The 17,152-nt window shown below is 54.3% G+C and carries 17 protein-coding genes; 7 read left to right on the forward strand and 10 right to left on the reverse strand.

The window, feature by feature from the left end; translation table 11 throughout:
- Positions 1 to 12: 12 nt before the first annotated feature.
- A complete protein-coding gene (locus AC6HVW_RS13805) occupies positions 13 to 1,716 on the reverse strand; it encodes a SulP family inorganic anion transporter (protein ID WP_071683404.1) in 1,704 nt (567 codons plus the stop codon).
- Positions 1,717 to 1,938: 222 nt separating this feature from the next.
- Here AC6HVW_RS13805 and AC6HVW_RS13810 point away from each other — a divergent pair, with 222 nt between their 5' ends.
- Both AC6HVW_RS13810 and yciA read left to right on the forward strand, forming a co-directional pair.
- A complete protein-coding gene (locus AC6HVW_RS13810; RefSeq protein ID WP_021181242.1) occupies positions 1,939 to 2,478 on the forward strand; it encodes a septation protein A in 540 nt (179 codons plus the stop codon).
- The gene (yciA, locus tag AC6HVW_RS13815; RefSeq protein ID WP_223535621.1) at positions 2,478 to 2,900 is read left to right on the forward strand and encodes an acyl-CoA thioester hydrolase YciA; all 423 of its coding nucleotides are present in this window, start codon (positions 2,478 to 2,480) and stop codon (positions 2,898 to 2,900) included. Before AC6HVW_RS13810 ends, yciA begins: the two co-directional genes overlap by 1 nt.
- 48 nt (positions 2,901 to 2,948) lie before the next feature.
- Here the strand turns inward: yciA and tonB are convergent, their stop codons facing one another.
- On the reverse strand, positions 2,949 to 3,695 hold the full coding sequence (gene tonB / locus AC6HVW_RS13820) for a TonB system transport protein TonB (protein ID WP_497569485.1): 747 nt from the start codon (positions 3,693 to 3,695) through the stop codon (positions 2,949 to 2,951).
- A 318-nt stretch (positions 3,696 to 4,013) separates the two neighbouring features.
- On the opposite strand from tonB, the gene AC6HVW_RS13825 reads away from it, so the two are divergent.
- Positions 4,014 to 4,310 carry a YciI family protein gene (locus AC6HVW_RS13825; protein WP_021806591.1) on the forward strand — a complete coding sequence of 99 codons (297 nt, stop codon included), beginning with the start codon at positions 4,014 to 4,016 and terminating at the stop codon, positions 4,308 to 4,310.
- A gap of 116 nt (positions 4,311 to 4,426) precedes the next feature.
- Here AC6HVW_RS13825 and AC6HVW_RS13830 read toward each other — a convergent pair whose 3' ends face one another.
- Complete coding sequence (locus AC6HVW_RS13830) at positions 4,427 to 4,984, reverse strand: TetR/AcrR family transcriptional regulator (RefSeq protein ID WP_065685693.1); 558 nt, start codon at positions 4,982 to 4,984, stop codon at positions 4,427 to 4,429.
- 121 nt (positions 4,985 to 5,105) lie between these two features.
- Here AC6HVW_RS13830 and AC6HVW_RS13835 point away from each other — a divergent pair, with 121 nt between their 5' ends.
- Both AC6HVW_RS13835 and AC6HVW_RS13840 read left to right on the forward strand, forming a co-directional pair.
- Positions 5,106 to 6,590 (forward strand): MFS transporter, encoded by a 1,485-nt coding sequence (locus AC6HVW_RS13835; protein WP_497569486.1) that lies wholly within the window; start codon positions 5,106 to 5,108, stop codon positions 6,588 to 6,590.
- Between the two features lie 214 nt (positions 6,591 to 6,804).
- Entirely contained in the window at positions 6,805 to 7,296 is a 492-nt protein-coding gene (locus AC6HVW_RS13840) for a Dps family protein (protein ID WP_021181236.1), read from the forward strand.
- Between the two features lie 48 nt (positions 7,297 to 7,344).
- On the opposite strand, the gene AC6HVW_RS13845 is transcribed toward AC6HVW_RS13840, so the two are convergent.
- Entirely contained in the window at positions 7,345 to 7,521 is a 177-nt protein-coding gene (locus AC6HVW_RS13845; RefSeq protein WP_004945296.1) for a YciY family protein, read from the reverse strand.
- Positions 7,522 to 7,756: 235 nt separating this feature from the next.
- Between AC6HVW_RS13845 and cls the strand changes: the two genes are divergently transcribed.
- Both cls and AC6HVW_RS13855 read left to right on the forward strand, forming a co-directional pair.
- The gene (gene cls / locus AC6HVW_RS13850) at positions 7,757 to 9,217 is read left to right on the forward strand and encodes a cardiolipin synthase (RefSeq protein ID WP_021806594.1); all 1,461 of its coding nucleotides are present in this window, start codon (positions 7,757 to 7,759) and stop codon (positions 9,215 to 9,217) included.
- Between the two features lie 56 nt (positions 9,218 to 9,273).
- Positions 9,274 to 9,597: an HI1450 family dsDNA-mimic protein gene (locus tag AC6HVW_RS13855; RefSeq protein ID WP_021181235.1), complete on the forward strand. Its 324-nt coding sequence runs from the start codon at positions 9,274 to 9,276 to the stop codon at positions 9,595 to 9,597.
- A 60-nt stretch (positions 9,598 to 9,657) separates the two neighbouring features.
- Here the strand turns inward: AC6HVW_RS13855 and oppF are convergent, their stop codons facing one another.
- The 6 genes from oppF to AC6HVW_RS13885 all read right to left on the reverse strand — a co-directional run bounded on the left by oppF (position 9,658) and on the right by AC6HVW_RS13885 (position 17,007).
- The gene (gene oppF / locus AC6HVW_RS13860) at positions 9,658 to 10,656 is read right to left on the reverse strand and encodes a murein tripeptide/oligopeptide ABC transporter ATP binding protein OppF (protein ID WP_021181234.1); all 999 of its coding nucleotides are present in this window, start codon (positions 10,654 to 10,656) and stop codon (positions 9,658 to 9,660) included.
- On the reverse strand, positions 10,653 to 11,645 hold the full coding sequence (locus AC6HVW_RS13865; RefSeq protein WP_021806595.1) for an ABC transporter ATP-binding protein: 993 nt from the start codon (positions 11,643 to 11,645) through the stop codon (positions 10,653 to 10,655). Before AC6HVW_RS13865 ends, oppF begins: the two co-directional genes overlap by 4 nt.
- Positions 11,646 to 11,656: 11 nt before the next feature.
- The gene (gene oppC, locus AC6HVW_RS13870; RefSeq protein ID WP_021181232.1) at positions 11,657 to 12,562 is read right to left on the reverse strand and encodes an oligopeptide ABC transporter permease OppC; all 906 of its coding nucleotides are present in this window, start codon (positions 12,560 to 12,562) and stop codon (positions 11,657 to 11,659) included.
- 15 nt (positions 12,563 to 12,577) lie between these two features.
- Positions 12,578 to 13,498, reverse strand: coding sequence for an oligopeptide ABC transporter permease OppB (gene oppB, locus AC6HVW_RS13875; RefSeq protein ID WP_021181231.1), 921 nt, complete (start codon positions 13,496 to 13,498; stop codon positions 12,578 to 12,580).
- A gap of 82 nt (positions 13,499 to 13,580) precedes the next feature.
- On the reverse strand, positions 13,581 to 15,218 hold the full coding sequence (gene oppA / locus AC6HVW_RS13880) for an oligopeptide ABC transporter substrate-binding protein OppA (RefSeq protein WP_071683402.1): 1,638 nt from the start codon (positions 15,216 to 15,218) through the stop codon (positions 13,581 to 13,583).
- Positions 15,219 to 15,369: 151 nt separating this feature from the next.
- Positions 15,370 to 17,007, reverse strand: coding sequence for an ABC transporter substrate-binding protein (locus AC6HVW_RS13885; protein WP_071683401.1), 1,638 nt, complete (start codon positions 17,005 to 17,007; stop codon positions 15,370 to 15,372).
- Between the last annotated feature and the right edge of the window lie 145 nt (positions 17,008 to 17,152).

Below are 17,152 nucleotides of genomic sequence, written 5' to 3' on the forward strand. Positions count from 1 at the left end.
TGCCCTTTTTATTTACTGCACGGTGCCCGGTTCAGCCTGTTCCTTGCTTTGTATCAGCTTGAGCGCCAGATAAAGGTCGGGCACCAGGATCAAATCCTTATCGCGCCCCACCCGATTGATACGGAACCAGCGCGTTAATTCGGTGCGCCGTCCGGCCAACACCAGCCTAACGTTACGCTGTAACAAATCACGTTTTAGCTCGTCAATGGCCGCCAGCACGCTGATATCCGCATGGGTAAAGCTGGCCACCGCATCCACCACCACCCAGCGCGGTTGGAACGGCGTGCTGTCGACCAGATTGAGGATGCGCCGCTTGAAGTAGGCCACGTTAAAATAGGTCAGCGGGGAGTTAAAGCGGTACATCATCACGCCCTGCACCGCCTTCACCCCGTTGTTGTTGCCCATTGAGTGGATCATGCCTTCCTCATTGACTCCCAGCAGTTGCTCCGTGGGGCGGAACACGGTGCGCAGAAACTGCATCAGGCCAAGCAATACCGCCAAGCCAATGCCGCTGATCACCCCCACCAGCAGCACGCTGGCGAAGGTGAAGGCTGCCAGCCGGAACGCCTGGGTATTGCGCTTGCGCAGGATCCAGATGCCGCGAATGTCGATCAACGACCAGGCGGCGTACATCAGCACCACGCCTAATCCGGCCACCGGAATAAATTGCAGCGGCGAAGTCAGGAACAACAGCACAATGCCAATGACGATGGCGGCAATAATTGATACCAGCTGGCTTTTACCGCCGTTGGCATCGTTTACCGCCGTACGCGAATCGGCGCCGCTGATAGCAAACCCTTGCGACAGCGCAGAAACAATGTTGACCAGCCCCAGCGCACGGAATTCCGCATCGGCATTAACCTCGTAGCCATTTTTCGCCGCAAAGCTGCGCGCCGTGAGCATCATGCTGACAAAGCTGACCACCGCCAGGTTGAGCGCCGGTATCACCATGTCACGCAGTAAGCCCGGCTGAAAATCCGGCCACTGGACGATAGGCAGCATGCCGCTGAAGCCCCCTACGGTAATAATACCGTGCTGCTGCAAATTACCCGCCCAGGTGATGAAGGCGACCAGCACGATGGCAAACAACGGTGCAGGCCAGTTAGGCCGCAATTTTTTAACCCCCACCAGCATCGTCAGCGTAAGCAATGAAATGCCCATCGTCGGCCAATCGCTGTGCAGAATGTTACCGGGCAAGGCATAAATACGTTCAATCAGCTGCGCCGGTGGCGTACCGAACCCCAGCACTTTGCCGATCTGATCGACGATGATGGTCACCGCTACGCCGTTCAGCAATCCGCTGAGGATCGGGCGCGAAAGCAGGTCTGCCAAGGCCCCGAGCCGGAAGCGGCTGGCCAGCAGACACCAAGCCCCTGTCATGGCGGTCATCATGATGGTGAGCTGCCAGTGCAGTTCCATACTTCCAGCGGCCAGCGGAGTCACCACGGCGGCGATCACCGCACAAGTGGCCGCATCCGGCCCAACAATCAGCTGCCGCGACGAGCCAAAAATGGCATAGGCGATCATCGGTAAAATACAGGAGTAAAGCCCAACCACCGGGCTGACACCGGCCAATTCGGCATAGGCGATCGCCACCGGCAAAGCTACCGCTGCGACCGATAACCCTGCACGAATATCCGGCTTCAACCAACTGCGTTCATATCCTAACAAATGCGTCAAACCGGGCGTCCACGCCCGCAGAGACTTCCACTGCATAGCTATTTTCCATGGTAAATTATGCGGCTATTATTATGCTTAATATGCGTCGTACACCCAGCGCTTGCAAATAACCGAGGGTAACAATCGTAAGTTTATGCAAATTCTGGCGTTTACAGCAGCAATCTACCGGACGAACACCGATAATCTGCCCTTTAGTGCGATACACAGAGCGCGCCAAATCCGGTATAGTCGCCCGATGAACCTATGATGGATTGATTTATGAAGCAGTTTCTTGATTTTCTACCCCTGATTGTCTTTTTTGCCTTTTATAAGCTTTACGATATTTACGTCGCCTCGGGTGCCTTGATCGTCGCCACTGCCCTGGCACTGGTCTTTACCTGGCTGAAATATCGCAAGGTTGAGAAGATGACGCTGATCACCTTTGCCATGGTCGCCGTATTCGGTACCTTGACTCTGGTGTTCCACAACGACCTGTTTATCAAATGGAAGGTCACGGTCATCTACACCCTGTTCGCCCTGGCGTTGCTGATCAGCCAGTTGATACTGAAAAAGCCGCTGATCCAACGCATGCTGGGTAAAGAGCTGACCCTGCCGGACAGCGTCTGGAACCACCTTAACATTGCCTGGGCCCTATTCTTCCTGGCCTGCGGCTTGGCCAATATCTATGTGGCATTCTGGATGCCGCAGGACGTTTGGGTTAACTTCAAGGTATTTGGCCTGACCGTGCTGACGCTGGTCTTCACCCTGTTGAGCGGTATCTATATTTACCGTCATATGCCAGAAGAGCAGAAGAAATAATGACCGAACAACGACCTTTGCCTAGCGGTGAGCTGGTGCTGCGCACGCTGGCCATGCCGGCAGATACCAATGCCAACGGCGATATTTTTGGCGGCTGGCTGATGTCGCAAATGGACATCGGCGGTGCGATCCTGGCCAAAGAGATTGCCGAAGGGCGCGTGGTGACCGTGCGGGTAGACGGCATGACCTTTCTCAAACCGGTCGCGGTGGGTGACGTGGTGTGCTGCTATGCCAACTGTATCCGCAGTGGCCGCAGCTCGATTACCATCAATGTGGAAGTTTGGGTCAAGAAGGTGTCTTCTGCCCCGATCGGCCAGCGCTACCGTGCCACGGAAGCGGTCTTTACCTATGTAGCGGTAGATGACGCAGGCAGCCCTCGCGCCCTGCCAGACGGTAAGATGAACTTCCGCGTTGGCGAATAAGCCTACGCCAGATAGCAAAAAGGTCGCAAATGCGACCTTTTTTATTGCTTACTCAACCGTCGAGCCTTCCATTTTGAAGACGATGGTCTTCGTCAGGTTCTGCGCGGTTTTGGCTTCATAGCGCCATTTACGCATTGCCTGCTTCACTTCACGTTCGAACATATTACGTGGTTCCGCAGACAGAATACGCACGTTTGTGACCCGCCCGTCGCTATCGACATCGAACTGAACCTTGACCTTGCCTTCGATCTGCAATGCCTGGGCGCGCGGTGGATACATCGGCTTGCCGATACTCAGAGCTTTCGGCCCCAACTCACGGGAAGTTCCCGGCGCGGGTGCTGATGGTGCCTGTTTAACCGGTGCCTTGTCGATCGGCTTGGCTTCGGATTGATTGTCGAACGGCGAAGGTTCACGCGGTTCGGTCTTCTTCACTTCACGCTTGACCGGCTTCTCTACCTTCGGCTTAGGTTTTGGCTTCGGCTTGGGTTTCTCCGGCTCCGGTTTAGGGATGGCTACCGGTACCGGCGGTGGCGGCTCGGGCTCCGGGATCGGTTCTGGCTCAGGCTCAGGTTCTACCTGTGGCTCCGGTTCCGCCGCAGCCGGCGGTGGCGGTTCTGCCAGCGCGGTCATATTCACCATCATGACGCTGATAGGGGCATCTTCCGGCTTCGGCAGCTCCAACACTTCGTTGACGGAAGCGTAGAGCAAGGCGGCCACCAGGGCACTGTGCAAACCAACGGAGAGGACAATTGGCACGGAAATTCGGCGAATAAGGAACATTTTGTTTAGCGGCATAATGATTCTGTTTCCTCTGGTGCGCCAAGTTTAAATGCAAATAGCAATCATATTCAATAACGAAAGACAAACTATCGCTTTAATCGGCATCATTAGGCGCTAAAACCAGCAAACTCATAGGGATATTAACGTTTAATTAGCCTTTTATTGCGCTTTGCATACGGATTGTTAACCATGTGTTCCCTCACTCGTCAATCGCAGCACGCGCAGCTATCCTCAGCACGGTAATGAATTTTTATCTGGATTGGCATTCCCTTGTCACAGGTTTTGCGCTACTTTGTAATTACCGTTGTATAGCAATGATTTTAAAGGTGAAATATGCTTTATCTGATCTACGCACAAGACGTACCTGGTACGCTGGAACAGCGCATGGCCGTTCGCCCCGCCCATCTGGCTCGCCTGCAGGCGCTGCGTGATGAAGGCCGGTTGGTGGTCGCTGGCCCTAACCCGGCTATCGATAGCAACGATCCAGGCCAGGCTGGATTTACCGGTTCTACCGTGATCGCCGAGTTCCCTTCGCTGGAGGCGGCAAAATCCTGGGCAGCACAAGACCCGTACGTGGACGCTGGCGTATACGGCGAAGTCACGGTGAAACCCTTCAAGCAGGTATTTTAAGCAAAAAAAAAGCCAGCACGGAGGTGGCTGGCTAAAAGTGGGTTCTTCGAGGGAATATCTTTATTCGCTAAACATACTCGCCACCCGGAGCGATCGCCATCTATCAGTGTGATAGGTCAACCATTGCGAGCCGTATCGGTAAGAACCCACTTTTGCAGATCGGCAAACATCGCTTCCCATTCCTGCTGAGTGATATCCATAAAACCGAAGAACCGCAGCATGAAGGCTCCCTCAGTAGCCAGGAAGGCCAATCGCGCCTTTCTCCCCGCCTCGGTAGTCAGATCCAGACCTGCTATGCGGCTGCGATACCATTCTCGCGTACTGTCCAGGTGTTCTGGCGTCTGAATTAACGTCGCCATCAACCCGGCTGCCTTGGCGCTGGAAGCCTGATCGGAACTGCGGGTAGCCTGCATATGCGCCTGGACAATGGTTAATGGGTCCGGATCGCTGCCCGCGATATCGTCAAAAACCTGCTCATAAACCTTACCCCAACGGTCAAACATCGCATCGATGAGCGCATCTTTGCTACCAAAGCAATATTGCACTCCCCCCTTGGAGATCCCCATGGCTTTAGCCACCGAATCGATGGTTAACCCTGCCGCACCTTGGGTCGCCACAATCTCTTCTGCAGTATCCAGCACCTTGTCACGATCGATACTCCGTTGACGCCCCATTGAGAAAGCCCCTTTTCAATACGTACGTATGGATTTATATTATAGCAGTATACCACCGGTACTACCGGGTGGTTACCGTAAGGTGACGCAGCCGCGTCATCGGTTTACTAGGATACTCTTTATGCACGCCCAAAACCGCTGGCTGATCCTGGCAATGATCTCCAGTGCGCTATTTTTAATCATTACCGATATGACGGTGCTTTACACCGCATTGCCGCGCCTGACCCAGGCATTGGATGCCACAGCCTCACAAAAGCTGTGGATCGTTAACGCCTACCCGTTGGTGGTTGCTGGCCTGCTGCCCGGCGCTGGCATGTTAAGCGACCGTCTTGGCCACAAGAAAATGTTTATCGCCGGTTTGCCGGTCTTTGCCTTGGCCTCACTGTGCGCCGCGTTCTCCCCCAGTGCCGAGCTGCTCATTGCGTCACGGGCTTTCCTGGCCATCGGGGCTGCGATGATGATGCCAGCCACGCTATCCATTGTGCGCCACGTCTTTACCGATGAGCGTGAACGTGCGCTGGCGATTGGCATCTGGGCCGCCGTGGCCTCCGGTGCCGCCGCGCTTGGCCCGGTGGTGGGCGGCGTTCTGCTGTCCTATTTCTGGTGGGGCTCAGTATTTCTGATCAACGTGCCGGTGGTGATGCTGGTCCTGCCGCTGGCGGTGTATCTGATCCCTCATTGCGGTGGAGACAGTCAACGCCCCTGCGACTTTATCAGTTCGCTACAGATCATGTTCGGCCTGGTGGCGTCGATCTATGCGCTGAAAGAGCTGAGCAAACCCGCGTTCTCCCTGAGTGACTTCGCCATTGCGGCGGCGCTCGGGACGCTGTTCCTGACGCTGTTTGTCCGCCGTCAGCAGAGGTCGCAATACCCCATGATCGATTTCTCACTGTTCCGCAATCGCCTGTTTGCCAGCGGTGTCGGTGTGGCGATCGTTTCAATGATCGCGCTGATCGGGGTCGAACTGGTGTTAAGCCAGCGGTTACAGTTGGTGCTAGGCATGACGCCGCTGCTGGCCGCGTTGTTTATTTTACCCATTCCGGTAGCCTCGGCTCTGGCTGGCCCGCTGGCCGGGGCCTTGCTACCGCGTTATGGCGAGCGCGCCATGTTGGTGGGCGGCTTTATTCTCACCGCCTTAGGCATTGCGGGTGTCGCCCTGTGGTATCAAGGCAACGTCATTATGCAGTTGGTTTGCCTGTTTGTGGTGGGCTTCGGCCTCGGCGGTGCCATCACAGCCGCCTCAACGGCCATTATGCTCAACGCCCCAGAAGACAAGGCGGGCATGGTCGCCGCCATTGAAGACGTCTCGTGGGAGTTGGGTGGCGTGTTAGGCGTCACGCTGCTGGGCGGGTTGATGACGGCGGTCTATAGCCACAGCCTGATATTGCCTGCCAATCTTCCTGCAGGCGATCTCGCATATGACAGCATTGATGAGGCGCTACGGTTAGCCGGAAATATGGGCGCGGACAGCGCAGAAAGGCTGATCCAGCTGGCTAGAGGCGCCTTTGATCAGGCCTTTATTGCCGTGCTGATCGCCGCCGCATTGCTCACCAGCCTGAGCGCCGGTGTGCTAAAATTTGCTTTGCGCAAAAGAGCGCAGGTGTAATTTAATCGATAAGGTTAAGTGGGCGCAGCATGCAGCGCCCCAACCCAATTAGCCAATTGATGAATGTAAGCAGCTTGAAAGATGACGGGTAAATTGGTTTGAACGATTGAATTGATGCTTAGTAGCAACTTTAACCTTATGATAGATCCGGTTAACCTGTTTTGTATGGATATCAATCTAGATAATCGAAACAAATAATCAGGAGAAGATTATTATGGCAACGGCAAAGAAAGCGACCAAGACTCATATCGGCCTGGACACCAAACAATCAGCAAAACTCTCTGAAGCACTGAACGCCCTACTGGCTAACTACCAGGTGCTGTACATGAACGTGCGCGGCTATCATTGGAATATTTCCGGCCCGCACTTCTTTGAACTGCACGTCAAGTTTGAAGAAACCTACAATGACCTGCTGACCAAGGTGGATGAACTGGCAGAGCGTATTCTGACTCTGGGTTCACAACCTCGCCACGCCTTCAGTGACTATCTGAAAACGGCGGATATCAAGGAAGACACTAATGTCACCGACGATAAAGGCACCCTGCGCGGCTTGCTGGAAGGCTACGCCATTTTGTTGCAACAGCAGCGCGAACTGCTGACGCTGGCCGCAGAGGCCGGTGACGAGGGTACCTCTTCGCTGATGAGTGATTACATCAAAGAGCAGGAAAAACAGGTGTGGATGTTGAACGCCTATCTGGGTAAATAACCCAGGTCCAGCCAATAGCAGAACAGCCCATAACGGGCTGTTCTTGTTTTACCACTCGTAAGCCACAACGAACAATAAGGCTCTGCGGTGTTGATCGTCCAAACGACGGCGAACACGAATGATATGCCGATTGCTGCACGACTGGCGCTCCAGCCAACGGTGCCTGCGCCGCTGGCTCTGCCGTAACATCCTCCAGCGGCCCACTTCATTTCTACTGCGTCTCATTTTACGTTACCCATCAATGCCAACCGCGGGCATTATAGCCCTTTCAACGCGCGATCCAAGTCGCCCGTTTATCGCTGTATTGACGCCTACAATAGAGAAAGCATGATTTTTGTTTTCGGCAAGTCCCTTTGGTCAATCATTTTTATGTAACTTAACTACCGAGAAAAGGTTTCACCTTTGTTGTTCTGTGCGTACACTCATTATTGGTGGCTTACCAACGGAAATTTTTGCCTTTATGACAACCTTTTATACCGTAATTAGTTGGCTCTTGGTGTTTGGCTACTGGCTGCTTATCGCCGGGGTCACATTGCGTATTCTGATGAAACGACGCACCGTGCCTTCGGCCATGGCCTGGCTGCTGGTGATCTATATTCTGCCCTTGGTCGGTATCGTCGCTTATTTATCCTTTGGCGAACTACACTTAGGCAAGCGCCGCGCCGAACGAGCCAAGGCCATGTGGCCCTCAACCGCTCGCTGGCTGAATGAGCTTAAAGGAAGCAGCCGGATTTTTGCTACCGAGTACAGTGAAGTGGCCCGCCCGCTGTTCCAGCTTTGCCACCACCGCCAAGGGATTGATGGCGTCAAAGGCAACCAGCTACAGCTGCTGACGACCACCGATTCAACGATGAATGCCCTGGTGCGGGATATCGAACTGGCACGCCATAATATCGAGATGGTGTTTTACATCTGGCAGCCTGGTGGGCTGGTCGATCAGGTCGCCGAATCATTGATGGCCGCCGCACGCCGTGGCGTACATTGCCGTTTGATGCTGGACTCGGCTGGCAGCGTACAGTTCTTCCGCAGCCCTTATCCCAGCATGATGCGTAACGCCGGTATTGAGGTGGTTGAGTCACTCAAGGTGAACCTGTTCCGCGTATTCCTGCGGCGTATGGACCTCAGGCAACATCGCAAAGTGGTGCTGATCGACAATTACATCGCCTACACCGGCAGTATGAATATGGTCGATCCGCGCTTCTTCAAGCAGGATGCCGGGGTTGGTCAATGGATCGACCTGATGGCACGCATGGAAGGCCCGGTGGCAACCACGATGGGTATCGTTTACGCCTGTGACTGGGAGATTGAGACCGGCAAACGCATTTTGCCACCGCCGCCAGACGTGAATATCATGCCGTTTGAGCAGGAAAGCGGCCACACCATCCAGGTTATTGCCTCTGGCCCGGGGTTCCCGGAAGAAATGATCCATCAGGCGCTGTTGACGGCGGTCTACTCCGCGCGTGAGCAGTTGATCATGACCACCCCCTATCTGGTGCCGAGCGACGATCTGCTGCACGCCATCTGCACGGCAGCGCTGCGTGGCGTTGACGTCAGCATTATCGTTCCGCGCGACAACGACTCAATGATGGTGCGCTGGGCCAGCCGTGCCTTCTTCTCGGAGCTGCTGGAAGCGGGCGTGAAGATTTATCAGTTTGAAGGCGGGCTGTTGCACACCAAGAGCGTGCTGGTCGATGGCCAGCTCAGCCTGGTCGGCACGGTCAATCTGGATATGCGCAGCCTGTGGTTGAACTTTGAGATCACCCTGGTGATTGACGACAGCGGCTTTGGTGCCGATCTGGCCTGTGTGCAAGATGATTACATTGCCCGCTCGCAGCTGTTGGATGCCGAGCAATGGTTGAAGCGCCCGTACTGGCACCGCCTGGTCGAACGCCTGTTTTACTTTTTCAGCCCGTTGCTGTAAAAGCGGCAACGAGCATGGTTTAATAGCCTCAAATCATTTGTTATCAGGATTTTTATATGGACTTGAATAATCGCCTTACCGAAGATGAAACGCTGGAACAAGCCTACGACATCTTCCTGGAGCTGGCTGGCGACAATCTGGATCCCGCGGATATTCTGCTGTTCAATTTACAGTTTGAAGAGCGCGGCGGTGCCGAGCTGTACGATCCGGCAGAAGACTGGCAGGAGCACGTGGATTACGATCTGAATCCCGACTTCTTTGCCGAGGTGGTGATCGGCCTGGCGGACAGCGATGGCGAGCCTATCAACGATGTCTTTGCCCGCGTGCTGATCTGCCGCGAGAAAGATAACAAGCTGTGCCACATTTTGTGGAAAGAATAAGTCGGTTAACGGTATAAAAAAACCTGCCAAATGGCAGGTTTTTTATTATTAATCAATACATTACAACGGATCGACTTTCAAGCACGATACCGCATGACGGAAGCTGCCTTCCAGCAATGGGCGAGTTTTAGCGCACTCCGGCCCGGCAATCGGACAACGGGTGCGGAACACACAGCCCGAAGGCGGATTGATCGGTGATGGCAGTTCCCCTTCCAGCAGTTGGATCTGCTTTTCCTTCTCCTTGTCAGGATCCGGCACCGGAACCGCCGACATCAGTGCCTTGGTGTAAGGATGCTGCGGGTTATGATAGACCTCATCATAGGTTCCCAGCTCAACCGCATGGCCCAGATACATCACCAGCACCCGATCGGAAATGTGTTTAACCACCGCCAGATCGTGGGCGATAAAGATTAGCGATAACCCCATCTCACGCTGCAACTGCTGCAGCAGATTCACCACCTGCGCCTGGATAGACACGTCCAGGGCGGAGACCGGCTCATCACAAATCACCAGTTTCGGCTCCAGGATCAAGGCGCGGGCGATGCCAATACGCTGACACTGCCCGCCGGAGAATTCATGCGGATAACGGTTGATCAGGTTCGGCAGCAGGCCCACCTTCAACATCATCGCTTTGACCTTATCCTTCACTTCCTGACGCGGCATTTTCGGATTATAGGTACGCAGCGGTTCGGCGATGATCTCACCGATGGTCATACGCGGGTTCAGCGAGGCCAACGGATCCTGGAAAATCATCTGAATATCACTGCGCGTCTTGCGCCAGTCGGCATCACTCATGCCCAGCAGATCTTTGCCCAACCAGGCAACGCGGCCACTGGTCGCCTTCACCAGGCCGATAATTGCCCGTGCGAAGGTGGATTTACCGCAGCCTGACTCCCCTACCACCCCTAGCGTTTCGCCTTCAAACAGGCGCACGGTGACACCGTCAACCGCCTTCAGCGTTTTAGGTGCCTGCCAGAACCACTGCTTGTCATCATGAATATCGAAGTGAACTTTCAGGTCTGCGACTTCCAGCAGCACTCTTTTATCGGTTGCGGTCATACCAACGCCTCCACCGGCTTGAAACAGGCGCGCAGGCGCCCCTCACCAAACTGCTCCAATGGCGGAGCACTCGCGCACTGCTCCATCGCATGCGGACAACGCGGCTGGAACGGACAGCCTTTCGGCAAACGCAGCAGGTTAGGCGGATTACCGGGGATGGTCATCAACGCTTCACCTTCAGCATCCAGACGCGGCACCGCGTTAAGCAGCCCGATAGAATATGGGTGGCTCGGATGATAAAACACATCGCGGGCGCTACCGTATTCCATGGTGCGGCCAGCATACATCACCAAAACCTTGTTACAGATCCCGGCAACCACGCCCAAATCATGGGTGATCATGATGATCGCCGTATTGAATTCACGCTTCAGTTCGTTAAGCAGCGTCATGATCTGTGCCTGCACGGTAACGTCCAGCGCGGTGGTTGGCTCATCGGCAATCAGCAGTTTTGGCCGACACAATAACGCCATGGCGATCATCACGCGCTGGCGCATCCCGCCGGAGAACTCATGCGGATACATCCGCATACGCTTACGGGCTTCCGGCATTTTGACCGCATCCAGCATGCGGACCGACTCTTCAAACGCCTCGCTTTTGCTCATTTTTTTATGCAGCATCAGCACTTCCATCAACTGCTCACCAACCCGCATATAAGGGTTCAATGAAGTCATCGGGTCCTGGAAGATCATCGAGATCTCTTCGGCCCGCAGCTTGTTGAGCTGGCTTTCTGGCAGGTTGAGAATTTCGCGGCCGTTGAATTTTGCCGAGCCACCGATGCGGCCATTGCTGGCCAGCAGGCCCATCAACGCAAATGCCGTCTGTGACTTGCCGGAACCCGACTCCCCGACGATGCCCAGGGTTTCACCCGCGCGCAGATCGAAGTTGAGATCGTTCACCGCGGTAACATCGCCGTCTGGCGTACCGAACGTCACTCGCAGATCTTTGACGTCCAGCAGCAGTCCGTCTTGTGGTTGAGAATTAATGCTCATGGTTGCACTCCTTAACGATCTTTCGGGTCGAGGGCATCACGCAGGCCATCGCCAATAAAGTTGAAACAAAACAGAGTGATAACCAGGAAACAGGCTGGGAACAGCAGCAACCACGGTGATACTTCCATTGAGTTGGCGCCATCGCTCAACAATGCGCCCCAACTGCTCAGTGGCTCCTGAGTACCCAGGCCCAGGAAGCTGAGGAAGGATTCAAACAGGATCATGCTCGGCACCAGCAGCGAGGCGTATACCACCACCACGCCCAGTACATTTGGCACGATATGCCGCAGGACGATATTGCGGGTCGATACGCCGCACACCAGCGCTGCTTCGATAAACTCTTTACGTTTCAGGCTGAGCGTCTGCCCGCGCACAATACGCGCCATATCCAGCCACGACACCATGCCGATCGCCACAAAGATCAGCAGGATGTTTTGCCCAAAGAAGGTCACCAGCAGGATCACAAAGAACATGAACGGGAAGGAGTTCAGGATCTCCAGCAAACGCATCATCACCGAGTCGGTCTTGCCGCCCAGATAGCCAGAAAGTGAACCGTACAAGGTACCCAAGACCACGGCCACCAGCGCCGCGGCGACCCCCACCATCAGCGAGATACGCCCACCTATGGCCACGCGCACCAGCAGGTCACGCCCTGAGGAATCGGTACCGAAATAGTGCCCGGACTCTAGGTTAGGCGCGGCAGACATCATTGCCCAATCGGTGTCATCATAAGCAAACTGCGACAGCCAGGGGGCACAGATCACAAACAGGGTGATCAGCGCTAACACAAACAGGCTAGTCACCGCCGCACGGTTGTGCATAAAGCGGCGGCGAGCGTCCTGCCACAGACTGCGCCCTTCAACTTCCAGCTGTTCGCTGAAGTTTTCCAGAGCTTCGCTGTTCTTTTTCGTCAACATCTTGCGTGCTCCAGCTTAGTAACGGATTTTCGGATCGATCACGGCATACAGCACGTCGACGATCGCGTTAAACAGGATGGTCAAGCCACCGACCAGAATGGTCAGACTTAACACCAGCGAATAGTCACGGTTCAGCGCTCCGTTAACGAATAGCTGGCCAATTCCTGGCAGGCCGTAGATGGTTTCAATCACCATCGAACCGGTGATAATCCCAACAAACGCTGGCCCCATATACGACAGCACCGGCAGCAACGCAGGTTTTAATGCGTGGCGCAGAATGATGCGGCGCATCGGCAAACCTTTGGCACGGGCGGTACGGATAAAGTTGGAGTGCAGCACCTCAATCATCGAGCCACGGGTAATACGCGCGATGCTGGCGATATAGGCCAAAGACAGCGCCACCATCGGCAGGATCATGAACTTCAGCGCCCCACCGTTCCAGCCCCCACCGGGCAACCACTTCAAGGTAATGGCGAAAATCAGCACCAGTAAGGGGGCCACGACAAAGCTGGGGATCACCACACCGGTCATGGCGAACCCCATCACCGTATAGTCCCACTTGGTGTTCTGATTCAACGCGGCAATAACCCCTGCGCTCACTCCCAGCACCACCGCCAGAACAAAAGCGGCAAAACCCAGTTTGGCTGAAACGGGGAACGAGGCCTTGACCAGGTCATTAACCGAATAATCTTTGTATTTGAATGAAGGGCCAAAATCGCCCTGCGACAGCTGCACCAAATAGTGCCCGTACTGTTTCCAGATCGGATCGTTAAGGTGATATTTGGCTTCAATGTTGGCCAACACTTCGGGTGGCAGCGCGCGCTCACCGGTAAACGGGCTGCCGGGTGCGAGGCGCATCATAAAGAAAGAGATGGTGATGAGTATAAATAGTGTCGGGATCGCCTCTAACAGGCGACGAAAGATAAATTTAAGCATTGCCCTAGCCCTGTGCTTCAGCCTGATAACGGCTTATTGTCTTGAAATGGGCCGACGACCTGTGCCGCCAGCCCTTGCCGCATCAATGTTTGATGATGTACAGGTTTTTGTCGTAAACGTTATCCAGTGGATCTTTGCCTGAGTAACCACCCACGTAAGGTTTCACCAAGCGAGCATTCACATAGTAATAAAGCGGAACGATGGCAGAGTCTTTATCCAGCTGAACTTCGGCTTTCTGATACAGATCGGCACGCTCTTCTTTGGTTTTCGCCGTCAAGACGTTGCCCATCAGCTTGTCGAATTCTGCGCTCTTATAGTGCGGGGTGTTACTGCTGCTGTCGGACAGCATCATGTTCAGGAAGGAGCTTGGTTCGTTGTAGTCCGCACACCAGCCAGCACGTGACACGTCATAGGTGCCCTGATGGCGGGTATCCAGGAAGGTTTTCCACTCCTGGTTTACCAGCTTCACGTCCGCACCCAGGTTTTTCTTCCAGATAGACGCAGCGGCTATGGCCAGTTTCTTGTGCAGATCGGAAGTGTTGTACAGCAGCGAGAAGGTCAGCGGTTTACCTGGGCCATAACCCGCTTCAGCCAGCAGTTTCTTGGCTTCTTCGTTACGCTTTTCCTGCGTCCAGCCAAACCACTCTGGCGGGGTCAACTTGGCACCGTCGGTGTAAGGAGGAGTAAAGCTGTAAGCTGGCAGGTCGCCCTGGTTCTTCACCTTGTTGACGATGATATCGCGATCCATCCCCAGCTTCAGCGCTTCACGTACGCGAGCATCGGTGAACGGTGCTTTCTGGTTGTTGATTTCATAGTAATAAGTACACAGGTAAGGATCGACGTGCACTTCGTTCGGGATCTCTTTCTTCAGCTTCTGGAACAGTTCGATCGGCATGTTGTTATAGGTCATGTCGATTTCACCGGTGCGGTAGCGGTTAACATCGGTGACTTCTGAAGCGATCGGCAGGAAGGTGACTTTGTTAATGATGGTTTTGGCGTTATCCCAGTATTGCGGGTTACGTTCCAGCACGATACGTTCGTTAACTACCCAGTCTTTCAGCTTGTATGCGCCGTTGCTGACGTAGTTCTCTGGCAGGGTCCATTTCTCACCAAACTTCTCTACCGCTTCTTTATTCACCGGCTTCATGGCGTAGTGGGGAGTCATTTCTACCAGATACGGCACCGGCTCGGTCAGCGTCACCTGGAAGGTATGATCGTCGATGGCCTTCACGCCCAGCGTCGATTTGTCTTTTTTACCCGCGATGATGTCATCCACGTTTTCCACGTGGGCATACTGCAGATAGCTGGCATAAGGAGAGGCGGTTTTCGGGTCGACCAAACGCTGCCAGCTATACACGAAATCTTGTGCCGTCACCGGCTCACCGTTCGACCATTTGGCGTCTTTGCGCAGGTGGAAGGTCCATACTTTAAAATCTTTGTTATCCCAGCTTTCTGCGACACCCGGTACCACAGAACCGTCCAGGCTGTTATTCGCCAGACCTTCAATCAGATCGCGAGTGACGTTGTTTTCAGGCACGCCTTCGATCTTGTGCGGGTCAAGGGATTGTACTTCGGAACCGTTGTTCTTAACGATTTCCTGCTTGTCTGCCAGTTGAACGCCCGCTGGCACATCGGCCGCAAAAGCAGTTCCTGCCGCCGTCAAGCCTAGCGCCGCAATAATGCCTGCTGCCAGCAGGGACTTCTTCGTGATGTTGGTCATGTGTATAAACTCCAGTTTTTATTATCACAACTCCGTCGTGGGAGCTGCGTTGCCCGTTAACCGGGGGTTGCTATGGCTGGACGCCGTGGAACGAAACGGCGCTGCCTTTCCTGTGTATTACCGGCTGCTATCACCGCCGGTAATCCCTTGATTACTGTTTGATGATGTAAAAGTTTTTCAGATCGATATAGTCTTGCGGATCTTTGCCGGTGAAACCGCCAACCGTAGGTTTGACCAGGCGCGCACTGACCCGATAATAAACCGGGATCAACGCAGAATCTTTGTCCAGCAAGGTCTCCGCCTGCTGATAAATCGCCCCGCGTGCAGCGGCGTCCGGCGCTTGCAGGGTGCTGGCCATCAGCGCATCGAACGCCGGGCTTTTATAGAAGAAAGTGTTATTACTGCTGTTGGAAAGCAGCATATTCAGAAACGCGCTCGGTTCGTTGTAATCGCCGCACCAGGTGGCACGAGCCACATCAAACTGCCCTTCATGGCGGCTCTGCAGCGAGGTTTTCCATTCCTGATTTTGCAATGTGACCTGTGCGCCAAGGTTCTTCTTCCACATTGAGGCAGCAGCGATGGCCTGTTGCTTATTTTGATCGGAGGTGTTGTACAACAGGGTAAACTTGAGCGGTTTCTCAGCGGTGAACCCGGCCTGCGCCAGCAGTTTCTTCGCTTCTTCGTTGCGTTTTTCCTGCGTCCACCCAGCCCATTCTGGCTGGCTGAAGTTGCCCCCCTCGGTAAAGGTTGGCGTAAAGCTGTATGCCGGGATTTGGCCCTGGCCCATGATCTTGTTGGCAATAATGTCGCGATCCAGCGTCAATTTGACTGCCGCACGCACGCGCTCGTCGGTAAACGGCGCACGCTGATTGTTGAGCTCGTAATAGAAGGTGCACAGGTAAGGGTTAACGTGCAGCTGTTCCGGGATCTCACGCTTCATTTTGGCATACAGATTCGGCGGGATGGCGCTATTGGTAATATCGATTTCACCGCTACGGTAGCGGTTAATGTCGCTGACTTCTGAAGACAACGGCAGGAACGTGGCCTGCTCGATTACCGTCTTACCGTTATTCCAGTAGCTCGGGCTGCGTTCGAGCACGATACGTTCGTTGACGACCCATTCGGATAAGCGATATGCCCCGTTGCCCACGTAGTTTTGTGGCAGTGTCCACTTATCGCCAAATTTCTCAACCACGGACTGTTTCACCGGTTTCATTGAGGTATGGGACAGCATGCTGACAAAATAGGGCACCGGCTCGCTGAGCGTCACCTTCAACGTTTTATCATCAATGGCGCTGACGCCAAGTGATTCAGGCGGTTTCTTACCGGCAAGAATAGCGTCAATATTCTCAATTCGGGCGTATTGCAAGTAGCTGGCATAAGGGGAACCGGTCTTGGGATCCGCCAGCCGCTGCCAGCTGTAAACGAAATCCTGCGCGTTCACTGGAGAGCCATCACTCCATACTGCCCCTGGACGCAGGTGGAAGGTCCACGTCTGGTAATCGGCATTTTCCCAGTTTTCCGCCACTGCTGGAGCAAGATGACCATTGGCATCGGTGCTGATCAATCCTTCTAGCAGGTTGAGGATAATATTGCTTTCAGGCGTTCCTTCGACCTTATGCGGATCCAACGAAGCGACTTCTGAACCGTTGTTGATCACCATGCGCTGCAGTGGTGCCAATTGCACACCGGCCGGAACCTCAACGGCCTGCAGGTTTTGGCTGGCGCTCATCCCCAACACGGCGGCGATGATAACGGCCAACGGTTGATGCTTCGTGGTTTGCGGCATACTACAGGCTCCTTTTCACGGCTAAGCAATAATTGTGAAATAGTTATCAAGCGGGCTAAATATACGGATATCAGCAAAAATCATTCCTACTTGGTGCGCCAAAGATAAGATTTTTCCTTCTGATAAGTTGCTCGGAAATTAGCAG

The sequence above is a fragment of the Serratia sp. NCCP-200 genome (assembly GCF_059697885.1).